Below are 15,625 nucleotides of genomic sequence, written 5' to 3' on the forward strand. Positions count from 1 at the left end.
GCGGGTCAGCCGCCGTGGTCTGCGGGCGGGTCAGCCGCCGGCGAACGGCGGCAGCACGTCGACGAGCGTGTCGGCGGTGAGCACAGTGTCGTCGTCGGCGCGCTCTCCGGCGACCAGCACCGCGCACCGGGGGAGGATGCCGCCCAGGCCCGGGTGGTCGGCGGCCACGGCGACGCGCAGCGCGCCGAGCGTGGCTTCGCCGCGGGTCTCCTCGTCGCGGCCGGCGGCCTCCTGCGCGGCGGCGAAGTAGCGCACCCGCGCCATCAGGGCTGGTCCGGCGCGGCCTCGGCGCCCGCAGGTCCCGTGGCCAGGGCGACCACTGCGGCGAGGGCTTCGCGCACGGCCGACGCATCGCCGCCCGAGCGGCCCGCGGCCAGACCCGCGACGAAGGCGCCCAGGGGGGCCGCGGGGCGCGCGACGCTGGTGGCGACATCACGGGTGAGGTCGAGCACGGCGGCGACCGGCACCTGCTCGGGCTCGAGCCCGAAGTGCGCGCACAGCGCCTGCGCCCAGGCGTCGAGGGCTTCCGGGGGAAGAGTGCGGGAATCCGTCATGATGCCTCCTCGGGACGGTCGGCGAGCGCGCGGGCTCTGTGCAGATCCTCCCACGTGTCGACGTCGTCGGTCAGGCCCTGCAGGTCGGTGATCACGGTGATCGCACGGTCGTCGAACAGTGCGCGCACCGGCGCGTCGCGCGCCGCGTCGGGCACCGCGTAGGCGCTCTCGCGCAGGGCGTCGGTGCGGTAGAGGCCGGTCAGCCACTGCGGCCGCCCGGTGCGGTCGCCCAGACACAGCCCGTCGCTGTCCGTGCCCAGCAGCGCCGCGTCGGCCGTCAGCCGCGCGACCGCCTCGTCGGCGCGGGGCAGATCGCACGCGAGCAGCAGGGTCCACGCCGGGATCTCGCCCGTGGCATCCCAGGCCCGGAGCGCGGCGACCGTGGCGGCGGCGGGGCCGGCGAACGGCGGATCCTCGCGCACCCAGTCCACGTCGGTGCGCTCTTCGAGCACGGGCGCGACGACCGTGATCGGCCGGGCGCCGGCATCCCTCGCCCCCGCGATCGCGGCGGCCAGCAGCGATCGGCCGCCGATCTCCAGCAGCGGCTTGGCACGGCCGTCGAGCCTCGTCGCGCGTCCGCCGGCGAGCAGGATCGCCCCGACGGCGTCGCTGAGCGTGCTCACGCGTCCTCGCCCGGCCGCAGCCACGCGCCGCTCTTGCCGCCGGTCTTGGCGACGATGCGCACGTGCTCGATCGAGGTGCCCTTGTCGAGGCCCTTCACCATGTCGACGACGGCGAGGGCGGCGACCGAGACGGCCGTGAGCGCCTCCATCTCGACGCCGGTGCGGTCGGCGGTGCGCACGGTCGCCTCGATCTCCACGCCGCCCTCGACGACGCCCAGATCGACCGCCGCGCCGTGCACGCCGATCACGTGTGCGAGGGGCAGCAGGTCGGGCGTGCGCTTGGCGGCCTGGATGCCGGCGATGCGGGCCACCGCGAGCACGTCGCCCTTGGGCACCGCGCCGTCGCGGAGGGCGGTGACCACCTCGGGCGCGCACCGCACGAACCCGCGCGCCGTGGCGGCGCGCACGGTCGGCTGCTTCTGGGTGACGTCGACCATGCGGGCGTGGCCGGCGTCATCGAGGTGGGTGAAGCTCATGTGATCAGCATGACATCGACGACATCGCCGGTGCGCACCGCGTCGATCTCCGCCGGGACGATCGCGTACGCCTCGGCCCGGCCGAGTCCGCCCGGCAGGTGCGACCCGCCCGCGGTCGCGGGGACCGCACGCCAGTGCGCCGGATCGGACCGGTCGAGCACCAGCGGCAGGTACTGCCGCCGCTCGGGCGGCGTGCGCCACCCGGTCGCGGCGGCCAGGCGCAGGAGAGGCCGGCCGGTCGTGCTGCGCCCCTGCATCGTCAGCAGCGCGGGGCGCACGAACACCTCGAACGAGACGGCGGCGCTCACCGGATTGCCGGGCAGCCCGAACAGCAGCGTGCCGTCGTCGAGCACGCCGAAGCCCTGTGGCTTGCCCGGCTGCATCGCGATCTTCGAGAACTCCATGGCATCGGCCAGCGCGGTCTTCACGACCTCGTAGGCGCCGGCGCTCACACCGCCCGAGAAGACCACGGCGTCCGCGCGGAGGGCACGCGCTTCGGCCACCGCCCGCGCGGGGCCGTCGCCATCGTCGGACACGGTCATCCGGAGCACGACCTCGGCGCCGGCCTCAGCGCAGAGCTCGGCGAGGAGGCGGCTGTTGGACTCCGGGATCTGTCCGCGCGAGAGCGGCTCCCCGGGAGGGACGAGCTCGGAGCCGGTGGAGACGACGGCCACCCGCGGCGGGCGGGCCACGCGCACGCGGTCGACGCCGGCAGCGGCCGCCGCGGACAGCTGCAGCGCGCCGAGGCGGATGCCCGCCGGCAGCAGCTCCGCGCCGACCCGGGCGTCTTCGCCGGCGCGGCGGATGTGCGCGCCGATCCCTCGGGGCGCGGCGAGCACGGCGATCTCGCCGAGGGAGTCGGCGAGGCCCCCGGCGGTGTCCTCGAAGGGCACGATGGCGTCGGCGTCGGCGGGAACGGGGGACCCGGTCATGATGCGCGCGGCCTGGCCCGGCGAGAGCGCGGGATCGAGCGCGGTGCCGGCGGGAAGGTCGGCCACCACGGTCAGGTGCACCGGTGCGTCGGGGCGGGCGTGCGCGACGTCGGCGAAGCGCACGGCGAATCCGTCCATCGCCGAGTTGTCGAACACCGGGATGTCCACGTGCGCGCGCACCGGCTCGGCGAGCGTGCGGCCGTGCGCGGCATCCATCGAGGTCTCGACGGTCTCGACCCGCCGCGCGGCGGCGAGCACGCGGGCGAGGTGCTCCTCGACGCTGCGCAGCGCGGCGGCCGGCTCGCCGGTCATACGGCGGCTCCGGGCGCTGCCAGCGGGCGGGATGCCGCGCTCCGCCACGCCTGCATGCCGCCCTCGAGCACGGTGGCGTCGATGCCCTGCCGCGCGAGGGCGTCGGCGGCGCGGCGGGCGCGGCCCGATGCCTCGCACACGAGCACGAGCGGGCGGCCGTCGCCGTCATCGGCTGCGGCGGCGGGATCGGCGAGGAGTTCGGCGAGGGGCACGTGGCGTGAGCCGGGCACCATGCCGCGCACCGTCTCGAAGTCCTCGCGCACATCGACGATGTCGAAGGCGTCGGGGCCCGCCTCTGTCAGCGCGGCGGCGGTGGTGACCGAGACCGCGCCGGTCCGCCGCGTCGGGGCGGGCGCGGCCGCGGGCGTGGCCGCGGGCGTGGCCGCGGGCGTGGCCGCGGGCGTGGCCGCGGGGACGGTCTCGGCCGCACGCGCGGCGGCGCGACGGGCGCGCAGCGGCACCTCGCTCTGCCGGGCGCGCAGGGAGTCGATCACGAGCACGCGGCCCAGCAGCGGCTCGCCGATGCCGGCGATGAGCTTGATCGCCTCCATGGCCAGGAGGGATCCGACCTGGAGGCACAGCGCGCCCAGCACCCCGACCTGTGCACAGGTGGGCACCTCGCCGGCGCTTCCCGGCGGGTAGAGGTCGGCCAGGCGCACCGGCGGCACGCCGGCCGGCGGGGCGGACCAGAACACGGTCGCCTGCGCGTCGAACTCCTGCACCGTGCCCCACACGAGCGGCACGCCGAGCGACTCGCACGCGGCCGCGACGGCCTCGCGGGTCTCGAAGGTGTCGGAGCCGTCGATCACGACGTCGGCGCCCCGCAGCAGATCGGCCGCGTTCCAGGCCGTCAGGCGCTCGGCGATGCCCCGCACGACGGTGGCGGACAGATCCGCGGCGGCACGCGCCGCACTGTCGATCTTGGCGGTGCCCACGTCGCGGTGGCGATGCAGCACCTGACGCTGCAGGTTCGAGGCATCCACCGTGTCGTCGTCGATCACGGTGAGCGTGCCGATGCCGGCGGCGGCGAGGGCGAGGATCACCGGCGAGCCGAGGCCGCCCGCGCCGACGACCGCGACGTGCGCGGCGGCCAGGCGCCGCTGGCCGATCTCGCCCAGGCCCGCGAGCACGCGGTGGCGCGCGGTGCGCGCGCGTTCCTCGTCGCTGAGCGCGGCGACGGGTTCGACCAGGGGCGGCAGCGGCATGCTCAACAGGCTAGTCCCGCATCGCCGGGCGCGGGCCGCGACGCCGCGTCTCCGTGCGATCCGGAAACCGGATGCCCTCGCACCTTCCGGACCCAGGCGGCGATCCGCTCCGGGAAGGGTGCCGACCTCCGGTTTCCGGATCGGCCCAGGGCGTCCGAACGCGGCACCAGCAAGCGCAGATGCGGCGGATCGGCTCTGGGAACGCCGCAGATGCGGTGCTAGCGTGACGGCATGGACTACAAGATCTCCCAGGCGGCGCGTCTGCTGGGGGTCAGTGACGACACCGTGCGCCGGTGGGTGGATGCCGGTGTGCTGCCGGTCACCGACGCGAGCCCCGCCGAGGTGCCCGGCGAGGCGCTCGCCGCCCGCGCGGTCGCCCTCGCCGCCGATGCGGAGGACCCCGCCGACATGCTCTCGAGCGCCCGCAACCGCTTCGTGGGACTGGTCACGCGCGTGCAGGTCGATGGGGTGATGGCGCAGGTCGACATCCAGTCCGGCCCGCACCGGGTGGTCTCCCTCATGTCGGCCGAGGCGGTGCACGAGATGGGGCTGGAGGTCGGCGGGCTCGCCGTCGCCGTCGTGAAGGCCACCACCGTCATCGTCGAGACCCCGAGGAGCTGACGTGCGCGGCATCCGCCCCCGACTGAGGGCAGGCTCCGTGCTCGCCGCCGCCCTGCTGCTGGCGGGGTGCGCCGCGCAAGCAGAGGGCGCTCGCGACGGCGCGGAGGACACCACCCCCGCACCGGCGTCGCAGGAGCTGAGCGGTGAGCTCACCGTGTACGCCGCCGCCTCGCTCGCAGCCGCCTTCGACGAGATCGCGACCCGGTTCGAAGTGCTCCATCCCTCGCTCGAGGTGCTCCCGCTCATCTCCGACGGCTCGAGCACCCTCGCCACGCAGCTGGTCGAGGGCGCGCCCGCCGACGTGTTCGCCTCGGCCGACGAGGCGAACATGCAGAAGGTCGTCGACGCAGGTCTCGCGTCGGATCCGGTCGTGTTCGCCACCAACACGCTCGTGATCGTCGTGCCGGCGGGCAACCCGGGCGGCGTGAAGATCATCGAGGACCTCGCCTGGCCCGAGACCGAGGTGGTGCTGTGCGCCCCCGAGGTGCCGTGCGGTGCGGCATCCCTCGCCCTGCTCGACGCGCAGCGGGTGCAGGTCGAGCCGGTGAGCCTGGAGCAGAGCGTCACCGCCGTGCTCACCAAGGTCGCCGCCGGCGAGGCGGACGCCGGCCTCGTGTACGCGACCGACCTCGCCCGAGCCGAGGATGTGCAGGCGGTGGCGGCCGAGGGGGCCGAGCGCATCGTCAACCGGTACCCGATCGCGCCGCTGGGGGATGCCCCGAACCCGGCAGCCGCGCAGGCGTTCGCCGACTTCGTCGCGGGTGAGGAGGGGCAGGCGGTGCTCGCCGAGTTCGGATTCGGCGCGCCGTGAGTGCGCGCACCGCGGCTGCGGCGGCCGAGACCCGCGGCTTCATCCCGCGCGTGCTGGCCGTTCCCGCCGTCATCGGGCTGGCGCTGCTGATCGTGCCGCTGCTCGCCCTCGTGCAGCGGGTGGAATGGTCGACGCTGTGGACCGACATCACCGCACCTGAAGCGCGGGCGGCGCTCGTGCTCTCGCTGCAGACGGCGCTGACCGCCACCGCCGTGTGCGTCGTGCTGGGCGTGCCGCTGGCGCTCGTGATCGCCCGCGCGAACGCGCGCACGGCCGCCGTGCTGCGCGCCCTCGTCACCGTGCCCCTCGTGCTTCCGCCGATGGTCGGCGGTGTGGCGCTGCTCTTCCTGTTCGGGCGCAGCGGGGCGCTCGGTCAGCTCCTGGCCGAGTGGGGCGTGCGCATCACGTTCACCACGACCGCCGTGGTGATCGCGCAGACCTTCGTCGCGCTGCCGTTCCTGGTGCTCGCGGTGGAAGGAGCGCTGCGGGCGACCGGGGTCGGCTTCGAGCAGACCGCAGCGGCTCTGGGCGCCGGGCGCTGGACGATCCTGCGCCGGATCACCCTGCCGCTGGCCGCGCCCGGCCTGATCGCGGGGGTCGTGCTGTGCTTCGCCCGGGCGATCGGCGAGTTCGGTGCGACCGCGCTGTTCGCCGGCAATGCGCCGGGGGTCACCCAGACGATGCCCCTCGCGATCTACACCGCCTTCAACGGCGCGGGGGTCTCGCAGGGCACCGCGGTGGCGCTGTCACTGCTGCTGCTGGTCACCGCCATCGGCGTGCTGGTGCTCGTGCGCGCCTGGCGCGGCGAGGTGCCGCGATGACCGGCGCCGCGCTCGATGCGCACCTCATCGTCGATCGGGGCCGGTTCGCGGTCGACGTCGCGCTCACCGTGGGGGCCGGTCGCACCGCGGCGCTGATGGGGCCGAGCGGGGCCGGCAAGTCGACGATCCTCGCGGCGATCTCGGGCCTCGTGAGCCTCAGCGGCGGTCACGTGCGGCTGGACGGCGCGACGGTCGCCGCCGAGCGCGTGCACGTGGAGCCTGCCCGGCGCGGGGTGGTGCTGCTCGGGCAGGACCCCCGGCTGTTCCCCCACCTCTCCGTGGTCGAGAACGTCGCGTTCGGGCCGCGTGCGGCCGGGGTCCCGGTGGCGGCGGCGCGGGCGTCGGCGGGGGAGTGGCTGCGCCGGGTGGGACTCGGGGATGCCGGTGCCCGGCACCCCGCGGAGCTGTCGGGCGGTCAGCAGCAGCGGGTGGCCCTCGCCCGCGCGCTCGCGATCGAGCCCCGGGTGCTGCTGCTGGACGAGCCGTTCACCTCGCTCGATGTGGAGACCGCCGCCGACGTGCGGCGCCTGGTCGCCCAGCAGCTCGCGGCGACGCGGGCGACCGCGGTGGTGGTCTCCCACGATGCCGACGACGCCGTCGCCCTCGCGGGTCGGCTGCTGGTCATCGAACAGGGGCTGCTCGTGCAGGAGGGGACGGTGGCCGAGGTGCTGGCCGCCCCCGCCACGCGCTTCGTCGCGGCGGTCGCAGCGTCGCACCGGTTCGGGCTCGCGGCGACCGCGACCGGCGACGGGGAGAGCGACCGCGCCCGTGACGGCGAGGGCCTAGACTCGCGCGAATGAGCCGCATCCGCCCGTTCCGCCCCGGTGACGAGCCCGCACTCGCCGACGTGTGCCTGCGCACCGCCGATGCGGGCGGCGACGCCACCGGGATCTTCGACGACGACGACCTGTGGGCCGAGGTCTTCGTGCTGCCCTACGTGGCGCGGCATCCCGATCTCGCGTTCGTGGTCGAGACCGACGACGGCCGCATCGCCGGCTACATCGTGGGCACACCCGACACGAAGGCGTTCGAGGACTGGTTCCAGGCGCAGTGGTGGCCCCGGCACGCCCAGCGGTGGCCGCGGCCGGAGGTGGAAGCCACGCGGCAGGACGGCACGCTCATCTACGCCTACGCGCGCCGCGCCGGCGCCGAGCCGTATTCCGACGCGTACCCCGCGCACCTGCACATCGATCTGCTGCCCGAGCTGCAGGGACAGGGATGGGGGCGCCGGCTGATCCAGACCCTCGAAGACGCGCTGCGCGAGCGGGGTGTCGCGGGCCTGCATCTGGTCGCGGCGTCGGAGAACACCGGCGCGCTCGCCTTCTACCCGCGCGTGGGATTCACGCCGATCCCTTCGCACCCCGGCGTGCAGGCCTTCGGCAAGGCGCTGTAGCGGCGGTCACGGCCTCGGGCCTGCGGCCGGCTCGAGCTGCCCGCCCTCGAGCCGCACGACGCGGTCGACGAGTCCGTCGGGCACGGCGACGTGCGAGATGAGCACGACGGCGCGGTCCGCGCCGACCGCCCCGAGAAGGTCGCGCAGGAGCGCGTCGGATGCGTCCGGGTCGACGCCGGCGGTCGGCTCGTCGAGCACGAGCACCGGGAAGTCCCGCAGCAGCGCGCGCGCGAGGGCGATGCGCTGCGCCTGCCCGCCGGAGACCAGCGCGCCGCGCTCGCCGACGCGGGCGTCCAGCCCGCCGCGCTCGCGGAGCCAGTCGCCCAGGCCCACCCGCGCGAGTGCCGCCTCGAGGTCGGCATCGGTGGCCGTGTCGCGAGCGAAGAGGAGATTCTGCCGGATGTCCTCGTCGAAGAGCATGGGATGCTGCTCGCACAGGCCCACGGTCAGACGCACGTCGTCCGCGGCGAGACGGGTCGCGTCGGCGCCCCCGATCGTGTACCGGCCGTCGACCGCGAGGAAACGCACCAGCGCGTGGGCGAGACTCGTCTTGCCGGCGCCGCTCGGACCCTCCACGAGCACCCGCTCGCCGGGTCGCACGTGCAGCGACACGTCACGGAGGGCCGGCAGGCCGGCCCCCGGCCAGCGCACATCGACCTCGTCGAGACGGAGCCCGTCGCCGAGGTCGGGTGCCTCTCCGGAACCCATCGTGTCGTCGGCGACGATGTCGCGGGGAGCCGTCTGGGGCACCGACGTCGCGATGCGGCCGGCCGCCGCACGCACCTGCCGCCATGCGGATGCGGCCAGCGGCACCGCCGCGAACACCTCGAAGACCGCCATGGGAACGAGCACGGCGACCGCGAACTCCGGACCGCCGAGCGTCCCGGCGGCCACCGCCGGCGCCGCCGCGAGCACCGCCGCGATCGACGCGGCGCCCGCGAGCGTCGAGACGAGGGCGGTCGTGCCGGCGTGCGCGCCGGCGCGGTGCACGACAGCCCGGCGGAGGGCCGCGTCGGCCTCGGCGATGCGCCGGCGTGCGGCGTCCTCGGCCCCGTACGCCTGCAGCACGTCGAGGCTCGAGAGGTGATCGAGCACGGCATCGGCCAGGCGCGCACGCAGCGGGGCGATCGCGCGCTCGGCCCGGGCCCCGGCGGCCCACCCCCACAGCGTCGCGATGAGGCCGGCGGCCAGCAGGCACAGGGCGAGGGTGAGTGCCGCGGGCGGCGAGACGAGGGCGACGAGCACCACCGCGCCGACGGCGACCGCCGCCGATGCCACGAGCGGCTGCACGACGCGCAGAGGAAGGTTCTGCAGCTCATCGACGTCGTCGACGAGGGCTCCCAGCACCGAGCCGCGCCGGGTGCGGGTGAGGCCGTCGGGCGCCAGCGGCACCAGCCGCCGCACGAGATCGGCGCGCGAGGCGGCGAGCTGGCGGAGGGCGGCGTCGTGCCCGGCGAGCCGCTCGAGGTAGCGGAAGGCGGCGCGCGAGAGCGCGAAGGCACGCACGCCGACGACGGCGAAGGTCAGGTACAGCACAGGCGGCTGCTCGCTCGCGCGCACGATGAGCCACGCGCTCACGGCCAGCAGCGCCACCGCGGAGGCCTCCGCGAGGAATCCGGCCGCCAGGGCCGGCCACAGCCGACGCGCCGGCGGGAGGGCACGGCGCAGCACCGCGACCGCTGCGGGGGTCGGGCCGCCGGTGCCGTTCGGGGCCGTCATGCCGCGACCTCGCTGCCGGCGAGGCGGACCACGGCATCGGCCACCCCGCGCGCGCTCGCTCGGTGCGACACGAGCAGCACCGTCGCGCCGCCGTCGGCGACCTCGCGCAGCGCCTGCCACAGTCGGGCTTCGGTCGCGGCATCCAGCGCCGAACTCGGCTCGTCGAGCGCGATCACGGCGGCGCGCCCGCGCAGGTGGCGGTACAGCGCCCGCGCGACGGCGACGCGCTGGGCCTGACCGCCCGACAGGCCCGCGCTCTGCACGCCGAGCTCGAGCAGCGGGGGGATGCCGTCGGCGCACGCCAGGGCGAGGGATCGTGCGACCAGATCGGCGTCGACGGCGTCATCGCCGAGCGCGACGTTGTCGGCGACGGTGCCCGCCATGAGCCCCGGCTGCTGTCCGGCCCACGCGAGCCACGAGGCGGGGGAGAGCTCCCGCGTCTCGGCGCCGGCCCACGTCGCCGTGCCCTCGTGATCGGCGACGCCCCGCAGGGCGGCGAGCACGCTCGACTTGCCCACGCCGCTCGGGCCCTCGATGAGCGTGATGGTGCCGGGTTCGGCCGTGAAGCTCACCGGCGGCAGGAGCCGCTGGCCGCGCCGCACGCGCACCTCGCGCAGCGCGAGCCCGCCGGCGCCCGCGACGGTTCGGGCGGGGTCGGGGCCGGCAGAAGTCGACCCCACGGTGGCCCGGGCGGGGCCTGCCGTCGTGGGGCGCGCGGCGGCGGCATCCAGCACCTCGAAGACGTCGGTGGTGGCGGCCACCCCCTCGGCGGCCGCGTGGAACTGCACCCCGACCTGACGGATCGGCAGGTATGCCTCGGGCGCGAGCAGCAGCACGAAGAGGCCGACGCCGAGGGCGAGCGAGCCGTCGAGCAGGCGGAACCCGATCGAGACGGCGACGATGGCCACCGAGATCGACGCGAGGAACTCGAGCGCGAAGCCGGAGAGGAACGAGACGCGCAGTACCTTCATCGTCTCGCGGCGGTAGTCGTCGGTGACCCGCTCGATGGATGCCGCGGCCCGATGCTGACGGCCGAAGACCTTCAGCGTCGACAGGCCGTTGACCGTGTCGGCGAAGCGCGCGGCCAGTCGCTGCAGCGTCTGCCACTGGCGCTGCTGCACCGAGCGGGTGACGAGCCCGATGAGCACCATGAACAGCGGGATCAGCGGAAGGGTGAGCAGCACCGTGAGGCCGGAGATCCAGTCCTGCCACCACATGACCGCCACGAGCACGGGCGTGGCCACCGCCGTCTGCACCAGCTGGGGCAGATAGCGGCCGAAGTACGCCTCGAGGGCATCGAGCCCGCGCCCGGCCGTGACGGCGAGCGAGGCGGAGCTGCGGGCGGCGAGCCACTCGGGCCCGAGGGCGGCAACGGCCGAGATCAGGTGGGCGCGCAGCTCTCCCTGCACCCGGGCGGCAGCCCGGGCGGCGACCTGCTCGCGACCCCACAGCAGCAGCGCCCGGGCGGCCACGACCCCGGCGAGGGCGCCGAGGGTCGGCGTCAGCGCGGCCACCGGCATCCCTTCGACGGCGTCGACCACCGCGCGGGTCAGCAGCCACGCGAACGCCACGATCACGGCGGTCTGGGCGATCGCGATCGCGCCGATCGCCACGAAGAATCCGCGCGACGCCCGCGCATGGCGCAGCAGACGCGGATCCACGGGGCCGCGCCGCGCCGGGCGCGACGCGGCCTCCTGGTCGGTGTTCGTCATCGTGGTTCGACCCTAACCGGGTCGGGCGTCCGCCTCGTCAGTGGGCCGCGGCAGCGGCCTTCTCGATGCGCGAGCGCGAGACGCGCTTGCGGAAGATCCAGTAGGTCCACCCCTGGTAGGCGAGCACCAGCGGCAGGAAGATGAGGGCCGCCCACGACATGATCGTGAGGGTGAGATCGGTGCTCGACGCATTCTCGATCGTGAGGCTGTTGGCTGGGTCGCTGGTCGAGGGCATGACGTACGGGAACAGGGCGGTCCACAGGGCGAGCACCGCGAAGACGATGGTCACCGCGCCGAACGTGAACGCCCAGCCCTCGCGCCTGACGGCGTTGGCCGCCACCGACGCGAGCAGTGCCACGGCCGCGATCACCCCGGTCGCGATGCTCAGCCACAGCAGCGGCGCCTCGCGGCCGCCCGCGATCACCCAGGTCCACACCACGGTGCCGGCGGCGAAGATCACCGTCGGGATGGCGAGGCGCTTGGCGAGCACGTTGGCGTCGTGCTGCACCTGGCCGTCGGTCTTGAGGGCGAGGAAGTACAGCCCGTGCACCCAGAACAGCAGCAGCGTGGTCGCGCCCACCCACAGCCCGTAGGGGTTCAGCAGCGTCAGCAGCGTGCCGGTGAAGTTGAAGTCCGCATCGATCGGCACTCCCTGCACGATGTTGCCCACCGCGACGCCCCACAGGAGGGCCGGGAGCGCCGACCCGATGAAGATCATCGCGTCGAAGCGGGCCCGCCACTTCGGGTCGTCGCGCTGGTGGCGGTACTCGAACGAGACGCCGCGCGCGATGAGGGCCAGCAGGATCAGCAGCAGCGCCAGGTAGAAGCCGCTGAACAGGGTGGCGTACCACTCCGGGAACGCGGCGAACAGACACGCGCCCGCGACGATCACCCACGTCTCGTTGAGGTCCCAGACCGGCCCGATCGTGTTGATGATCTGCCGACGGGAGATCTCGTCCTTGCCGAGGAAGGGCAGCGAGATGCCGACGCCGAAGTCGAACCCGTCGAGCACGAAGTAGCCGACGAACAGCACCCCGACGATGAAGAACCAGAGGTATGCGAGATCCATGGCGGGCTCCTAGTACACCGTCGTGGGCGTGTCTTCGACCGACAGGTCGTTCGGGTGCGGGTCGTCGGGACCCGGCAGCGGGTCGGGGCCGGTGCGCACCGTCTTGAAGATGAGACCGAACTCCACCACGGCCAAAGCCGCGTAGATGAGCGTGAACGCGATGAGCGAGACCAGCACGTTCCACCCGGGCACGTTCGGCGAGACGCCGTCTTCGGTGAGCATGAGGCCGAACACGATCCACGGCTGGCGGCCCATCTCGGTGAAGATCCACCCGACGAGGATGCCGAACAGCGCGAGCGGCGCCTGCCAGATAGCGATCTTCCACATCCACGGGGCGACCTCGCGCTTCGCGCTCTTGCGGGTGACCCACAGGCCCACGACCGCGATGAAGGCGGCGAGGATGCCGAAGCCCATCATCCAGCGGAACGACCAGTACGTGACCCACAGGATCGGGGCGAAGCTGCCGTCGACCTGGTCGGCGAACTGCGGGAACAGCTCCTGCGTGTAGAGGAGGTTCAGGTCGTTGATGCCCTCCACGCACCCGTCGAGGGTGTGGGTCGACAGGAAGGCCAGCAGATACGGCACCCGCAGCGACCAGATCTCGCTGGTGCCGTCGGGTGTGCCGATGGAGAAGAGCGAGAACGAGGCGTCCGCCCCGCACGCGGAGTCGAACATGGCCTCGGCCGCGGCCATCTTCATCGGCTGGGTCTCGACCATCACGAGGCCCAGCTGGTCGCCCGAGAGGCCCACGCCGATGAAGGACACGATCATCGCCCACAGGCCGAGCTTCAGGGCCGGCCGCATGGTCTCGATGTTCTGCTTGCGCGCCAGGTGCCACGCGGCGACGGCGATCATCACACCGGCGGCGAACATGCCCGCCGAGAAGATCGTGTGCGGGAACTGGGTGAGTGCGACGGGGTTCAGCAGCACGGCGACGAAGTCGGCCATCTCGGCCCGGCCGCCGTCCTGGGCCATCTGGTAGCCGACCGGGTTCTGCATGAACGCGTTGGCGGCGAGGATGAAGTAGGCCGACATCCACGTGCCCGCCACCGTGATCCAGATCGTGGCCAGGTGCAGGCCGCGCGGGAGCTTGTCCCAGCCGAAGATCCACAGGCCGATGAAGGTGGCCTCGAAGAAGAAGGCCATGAGGCCTTCGAAGGCCAGCGGCGCCCCGAACACGTCGCCCACGAACCGGCTGTACGACGACCAGTTCATGCCGAACTGGAACTCCTGCACGATGCCGGTGACGATCCCCATCGCGAAGTTGATGAGGAAGATCTTGCCGAAGAAGCGCGTCAGCACGAGGTACTTCGCATCGCCCGTGCGGTACCACGCGCTCTGGAAGATCGCCACGAACAGCGACATGCCCAGCGTGAGCGGAACGAAGATGAAGTGGTACAGCGTCGTCAGGCCGAACTGCCAGCGCGCCAGCAGCAGGGGGTCCAGCAGATCCACGATGCAGACTCCGATCGCTCAGAAGGGACCACGCGGTCTGCCGTCACCCTAGCAGTGGTCAGACCACTCCGGGAGCGCTCCTCGCTCCCAGTCGGCTCCCAGAATCCCAGTCCCTCGACCGTCCCGCCACCCACCCTCGGGACTTTGGTCCCACGGCGATCGTGCGGGCGGTCCGAGCGGCAGGGCACGCGGCGCCGCGCCGCCGCGGCCCGGCCGCGACCGTGCGGCGGTAGCCTCGATCCATGGCGCATCGACCACGCACCGGCACGGGGGTCGCAGCATGACCGCGATCCCGGTGACGATCGGCACCCGCGTTCCGGAGGCGGAGCGGATGGATGCCGCGCCCGGCGCGGCGCCGGCGCTGGTCGACACCTTCGGCCGGGTGCACCGCGACCTGCGCATCTCGCTGACCGATCGCTGCTCGCTGCGCTGCACGTACTGCATGCCCGAGCAGGGAAACGAGTGGCTCGCGAAGTCGAGCATCCTCACCCTCGACGAGATCGTCGAGGTCGCCCGGGTCGCCGCGGCGGCGGGGATCACGACCTTCCGCCTCACCGGCGGCGAGCCGCTCCTGCGCATCGACATCGTCGAGGTCGTGCGGCGCCTCGCCGCCCTGCGCACCGACGCGGGCTCCCCGATCGAGATCGCGATGACCACCAACGGCATCCGTCTCCCCGAGGCCCTCCCGGGGCTCATCGAGGCCGGGCTGTCCCGGCTGAACATCTCGATCGACACGCTGCGTCGCGAGAAGTTCCACACGCTCACCCGTCGCGACCGCCTCGACGACGTGCTCGAGGGGATCGCCGCCGCCGCGGCATCCCGCCTGCGCCCCCTCAAGCTCAACGCGGTGGCGATGCGCGACGTCAACGACGACGAGCTCGTCGACCTCGTGGAATTCGCCGTCGCCCACGACGCGCAGCTGCGCTTCATCGAGCAGATGCCCCTGGATGCCGGACACACGTGGGACCGCTCGCGCATGGTCACGCGCGAGGAGATCCTGGCCGCGCTCTCGGAGCGATGGCGACTGGATCCGATGCCGGGCCGTGGCGGCGCGCCGGCCGAGCGGTGGCTGCTCGACGGCGGACCCCACACCGTCGGGGTCATCGCCTCGGTGACGGCGCCGTTCTGCGGCGACTGCGATCGACTGCGGCTGACCGCCGACGGCCAGCTGCGCAACTGCCTCTTCTCGACCTCGGAGTACGACCTGCTCCCGGTGCTGCGCGGCGCCGCCGACCGCGATGCCGGGATCGACGCGGTGCTGCGCGCCTGCGTGCGCGGGAAGCTTCCCGGTCACGCCATCGACGACCCCTCCTTCCTCCAGCCCGTGCGCGGCATGAACGCGATCGGCGGATGACCGGGCGGGCTACGCTCGACGGGTGACCGACCGCATCCTCTCCGACGGCGCCGTGCTGCGCGCCGCGCGCCCGGGCGACGAGCCCGGCATCCTCGCCTGCATCACCGCGCTGGCGGTGTACGAGAAGGAGCCCGACGCCGTGGAGAACACGGTCGAGGCGCTCACCGCCACGCTCTTCGGCGCCGACCCCAAGGCGTTCGCGCACGTCGTCGAGCACGAGGGCGAGATCGTGGGCATCGCGCTGTGGTTCCTCACCTATTCGACGTGGACCGGCACCCACGGCATCTGGCTCGAGGACCTCTTCGTCTACGAGGACCAGCGCGGCGCCGGCTACGGCAAGGCGCTGCTGGCAGAGCTCGCGCACGTGTGCGTCGAGCGCGGCTACCGCCGCTTCGAGTGGACCGTGCTCGACTGGAACGCGCCCTCGATCGCGTTCTACCGGTCGGTCGGCGCCGAGCCGATGAGCGAGTGGACGACCCAGCGCCTCACCGGCGACGCGCTCGCCGCACTGGCCGGTCTCGCTGCGCGGTAGGCGCGCGCCGACCTCTCCCGGGCGGGCTTAGGCTGG

Annotated in this window: 17 protein-coding genes; 7 read left to right on the plus strand and 10 right to left on the minus strand. The window is 73.9% G+C overall.

What is annotated here, in order from left to right:
* Positions 1 to 30 precede the first annotated feature (30 nt).
* From HQM25_RS04305 to HQM25_RS04330, 6 genes are read right to left on the minus strand one after another with little or no spacing between them, the layout of a single operon-like run.
* A complete protein-coding gene (locus tag HQM25_RS04305) occupies positions 31 to 264 on the minus strand; it encodes a MoaD/ThiS family protein (RefSeq protein WP_172989124.1) in 234 nt (77 codons plus the stop codon).
* The gene (locus HQM25_RS04310) at positions 264 to 554 is read right to left on the minus strand and encodes a DUF6457 domain-containing protein (RefSeq protein WP_172989125.1); all 291 of its coding nucleotides are present in this window, start codon (positions 552 to 554) and stop codon (positions 264 to 266) included. Before HQM25_RS04310 ends, HQM25_RS04305 begins: the two co-directional genes overlap by 1 nt.
* The gene (gene mobA / locus HQM25_RS04315) at positions 551 to 1,177 is read right to left on the minus strand and encodes a molybdenum cofactor guanylyltransferase (protein WP_254359539.1); all 627 of its coding nucleotides are present in this window, start codon (positions 1,175 to 1,177) and stop codon (positions 551 to 553) included. The genes HQM25_RS04310 and mobA overlap by 4 nt, the downstream gene beginning before the upstream one ends.
* Positions 1,174 to 1,653 (minus strand): cyclic pyranopterin monophosphate synthase MoaC, encoded by a 480-nt coding sequence (gene moaC / locus HQM25_RS04320; RefSeq protein ID WP_172989127.1) that lies wholly within the window; start codon positions 1,651 to 1,653, stop codon positions 1,174 to 1,176. The genes mobA and moaC overlap by 4 nt, the downstream gene beginning before the upstream one ends.
* Entirely contained in the window at positions 1,650 to 2,897 is a 1,248-nt protein-coding gene (locus HQM25_RS04325) for a molybdopterin molybdotransferase MoeA (protein WP_172989128.1), read from the minus strand. The genes moaC and HQM25_RS04325 overlap by 4 nt, the downstream gene beginning before the upstream one ends.
* Positions 2,894 to 4,102, minus strand: coding sequence for a ThiF family adenylyltransferase (locus HQM25_RS04330; protein ID WP_172989129.1), 1,209 nt, complete (start codon positions 4,100 to 4,102; stop codon positions 2,894 to 2,896). The genes HQM25_RS04325 and HQM25_RS04330 overlap by 4 nt, the downstream gene beginning before the upstream one ends.
* Before the next feature lie 231 nt (positions 4,103 to 4,333).
* On the opposite strand from HQM25_RS04330, the gene HQM25_RS04335 reads away from it, so the two are divergent.
* Genes HQM25_RS04335 through HQM25_RS04355 form a run of 5 tightly spaced genes read left to right on the plus strand, consistent with a single transcriptional unit; the run spans position 4,334 to position 7,748 of the window.
* The gene (locus tag HQM25_RS04335; RefSeq protein WP_172989130.1) at positions 4,334 to 4,723 is read left to right on the plus strand and encodes a TOBE domain-containing protein; all 390 of its coding nucleotides are present in this window, start codon (positions 4,334 to 4,336) and stop codon (positions 4,721 to 4,723) included.
* 10 nt (positions 4,724 to 4,733) lie between these two features.
* Positions 4,734 to 5,534, plus strand: a complete 801-nt coding sequence (modA, locus tag HQM25_RS04340; protein WP_438803643.1) for a molybdate ABC transporter substrate-binding protein — start codon at positions 4,734 to 4,736, stop codon at positions 5,532 to 5,534.
* Entirely contained in the window at positions 5,531 to 6,355 is an 825-nt protein-coding gene (locus HQM25_RS04345) for an ABC transporter permease (RefSeq protein ID WP_172989131.1), read from the plus strand. The genes modA and HQM25_RS04345 overlap by 4 nt, the downstream gene beginning before the upstream one ends.
* Entirely contained in the window at positions 6,352 to 7,155 is an 804-nt protein-coding gene (locus HQM25_RS04350) for an ABC transporter ATP-binding protein (RefSeq protein WP_172989132.1), read from the plus strand. The genes HQM25_RS04345 and HQM25_RS04350 overlap by 4 nt, the downstream gene beginning before the upstream one ends.
* On the plus strand, positions 7,152 to 7,748 hold the full coding sequence (locus HQM25_RS04355; RefSeq protein WP_172989133.1) for a GNAT family N-acetyltransferase: 597 nt from the start codon (positions 7,152 to 7,154) through the stop codon (positions 7,746 to 7,748). Before HQM25_RS04350 ends, HQM25_RS04355 begins: the two co-directional genes overlap by 4 nt.
* 6 nt (positions 7,749 to 7,754) lie before the next feature.
* On the opposite strand, the gene cydC is transcribed toward HQM25_RS04355, so the two are convergent.
* Genes cydC through HQM25_RS04375 form a run of 4 tightly spaced genes read right to left on the minus strand, consistent with a single transcriptional unit; the run spans position 7,755 to position 13,703 of the window.
* Positions 7,755 to 9,467 carry a thiol reductant ABC exporter subunit CydC gene (gene cydC, locus HQM25_RS04360; RefSeq protein WP_172989134.1) on the minus strand — a complete coding sequence of 571 codons (1,713 nt, stop codon included), beginning with the start codon at positions 9,465 to 9,467 and terminating at the stop codon, positions 7,755 to 7,757.
* A complete protein-coding gene (gene cydD / locus HQM25_RS04365) occupies positions 9,464 to 11,179 on the minus strand; it encodes a thiol reductant ABC exporter subunit CydD (protein WP_172989135.1) in 1,716 nt (571 codons plus the stop codon). Before cydD ends, cydC begins: the two co-directional genes overlap by 4 nt.
* 37 nt (positions 11,180 to 11,216) lie before the next feature.
* Positions 11,217 to 12,248: a cytochrome d ubiquinol oxidase subunit II gene (gene cydB / locus HQM25_RS04370; RefSeq protein WP_172989136.1), complete on the minus strand. Its 1,032-nt coding sequence runs from the start codon at positions 12,246 to 12,248 to the stop codon at positions 11,217 to 11,219.
* A 9-nt stretch (positions 12,249 to 12,257) separates the two neighbouring features.
* The gene (locus HQM25_RS04375; RefSeq protein WP_172989137.1) at positions 12,258 to 13,703 is read right to left on the minus strand and encodes a cytochrome ubiquinol oxidase subunit I; all 1,446 of its coding nucleotides are present in this window, start codon (positions 13,701 to 13,703) and stop codon (positions 12,258 to 12,260) included.
* A gap of 280 nt (positions 13,704 to 13,983) precedes the next feature.
* Here HQM25_RS04375 and moaA point away from each other — a divergent pair, with 280 nt between their 5' ends.
* Positions 13,984 to 15,057 carry a GTP 3',8-cyclase MoaA gene (gene moaA, locus HQM25_RS04380; RefSeq protein ID WP_172989138.1) on the plus strand — a complete coding sequence of 358 codons (1,074 nt, stop codon included), beginning with the start codon at positions 13,984 to 13,986 and terminating at the stop codon, positions 15,055 to 15,057.
* 22 nt (positions 15,058 to 15,079) lie between these two features.
* Positions 15,080 to 15,589 (plus strand): GNAT family N-acetyltransferase, encoded by a 510-nt coding sequence (locus HQM25_RS04385; protein WP_254359541.1) that lies wholly within the window; start codon positions 15,080 to 15,082, stop codon positions 15,587 to 15,589.
* Positions 15,590 to 15,625 lie beyond the last annotated feature (36 nt).

The sequence above is a fragment of the Microbacterium hominis genome, from assembly GCF_013282805.1.
Classification (GTDB): domain Bacteria; phylum Actinomycetota; class Actinomycetes; order Actinomycetales; family Microbacteriaceae; genus Microbacterium; species Microbacterium hominis_B.

Bases quoted from the DNA above. Each gene is read 5' to 3' on its own strand.
- cydD (WP_172989135.1), bottom strand. From the start codon at position 11,179: ATGACGAACACCGACCAGGAGGCCGCGTCGCGCCCGGCGCGGCGCGGC.
- HQM25_RS04305 (WP_172989124.1), bottom strand. From the start codon at position 264: ATGGCGCGGGTGCGCTACTTCGCCGCCGCGCAGGAGGCCGCCGGCCGC.
- cydB (WP_172989136.1), bottom strand. From the start codon at position 12,248: ATGGATCTCGCATACCTCTGGTTCTTCATCGTCGGGGTGCTGTTCGTC.
- HQM25_RS04355 (WP_172989133.1), top strand. From the start codon at position 7,152: ATGAGCCGCATCCGCCCGTTCCGCCCCGGTGACGAGCCCGCACTCGCC.
- HQM25_RS04350 (WP_172989132.1), top strand. From the start codon at position 6,352: ATGACCGGCGCCGCGCTCGATGCGCACCTCATCGTCGATCGGGGCCGG.
- cydC (WP_172989134.1), bottom strand. From the start codon at position 9,467: ATGACGGCCCCGAACGGCACCGGCGGCCCGACCCCCGCAGCGGTCGCG.
- HQM25_RS04310 (WP_172989125.1), bottom strand. From the start codon at position 554: ATGACGGATTCCCGCACTCTTCCCCCGGAAGCCCTCGACGCCTGGGCG.
- moaC (WP_172989127.1), bottom strand. From the start codon at position 1,653: ATGAGCTTCACCCACCTCGATGACGCCGGCCACGCCCGCATGGTCGAC.
- moaA (WP_172989138.1), top strand. From the start codon at position 13,984: ATGACCGCGATCCCGGTGACGATCGGCACCCGCGTTCCGGAGGCGGAG.
- HQM25_RS04325 (WP_172989128.1), bottom strand. From the start codon at position 2,897: ATGACCGGCGAGCCGGCCGCCGCGCTGCGCAGCGTCGAGGAGCACCTC.
- HQM25_RS04335 (WP_172989130.1), top strand. From the start codon at position 4,334: ATGGACTACAAGATCTCCCAGGCGGCGCGTCTGCTGGGGGTCAGTGAC.
- HQM25_RS04330 (WP_172989129.1), bottom strand. From the start codon at position 4,102: ATGCCGCTGCCGCCCCTGGTCGAACCCGTCGCCGCGCTCAGCGACGAG.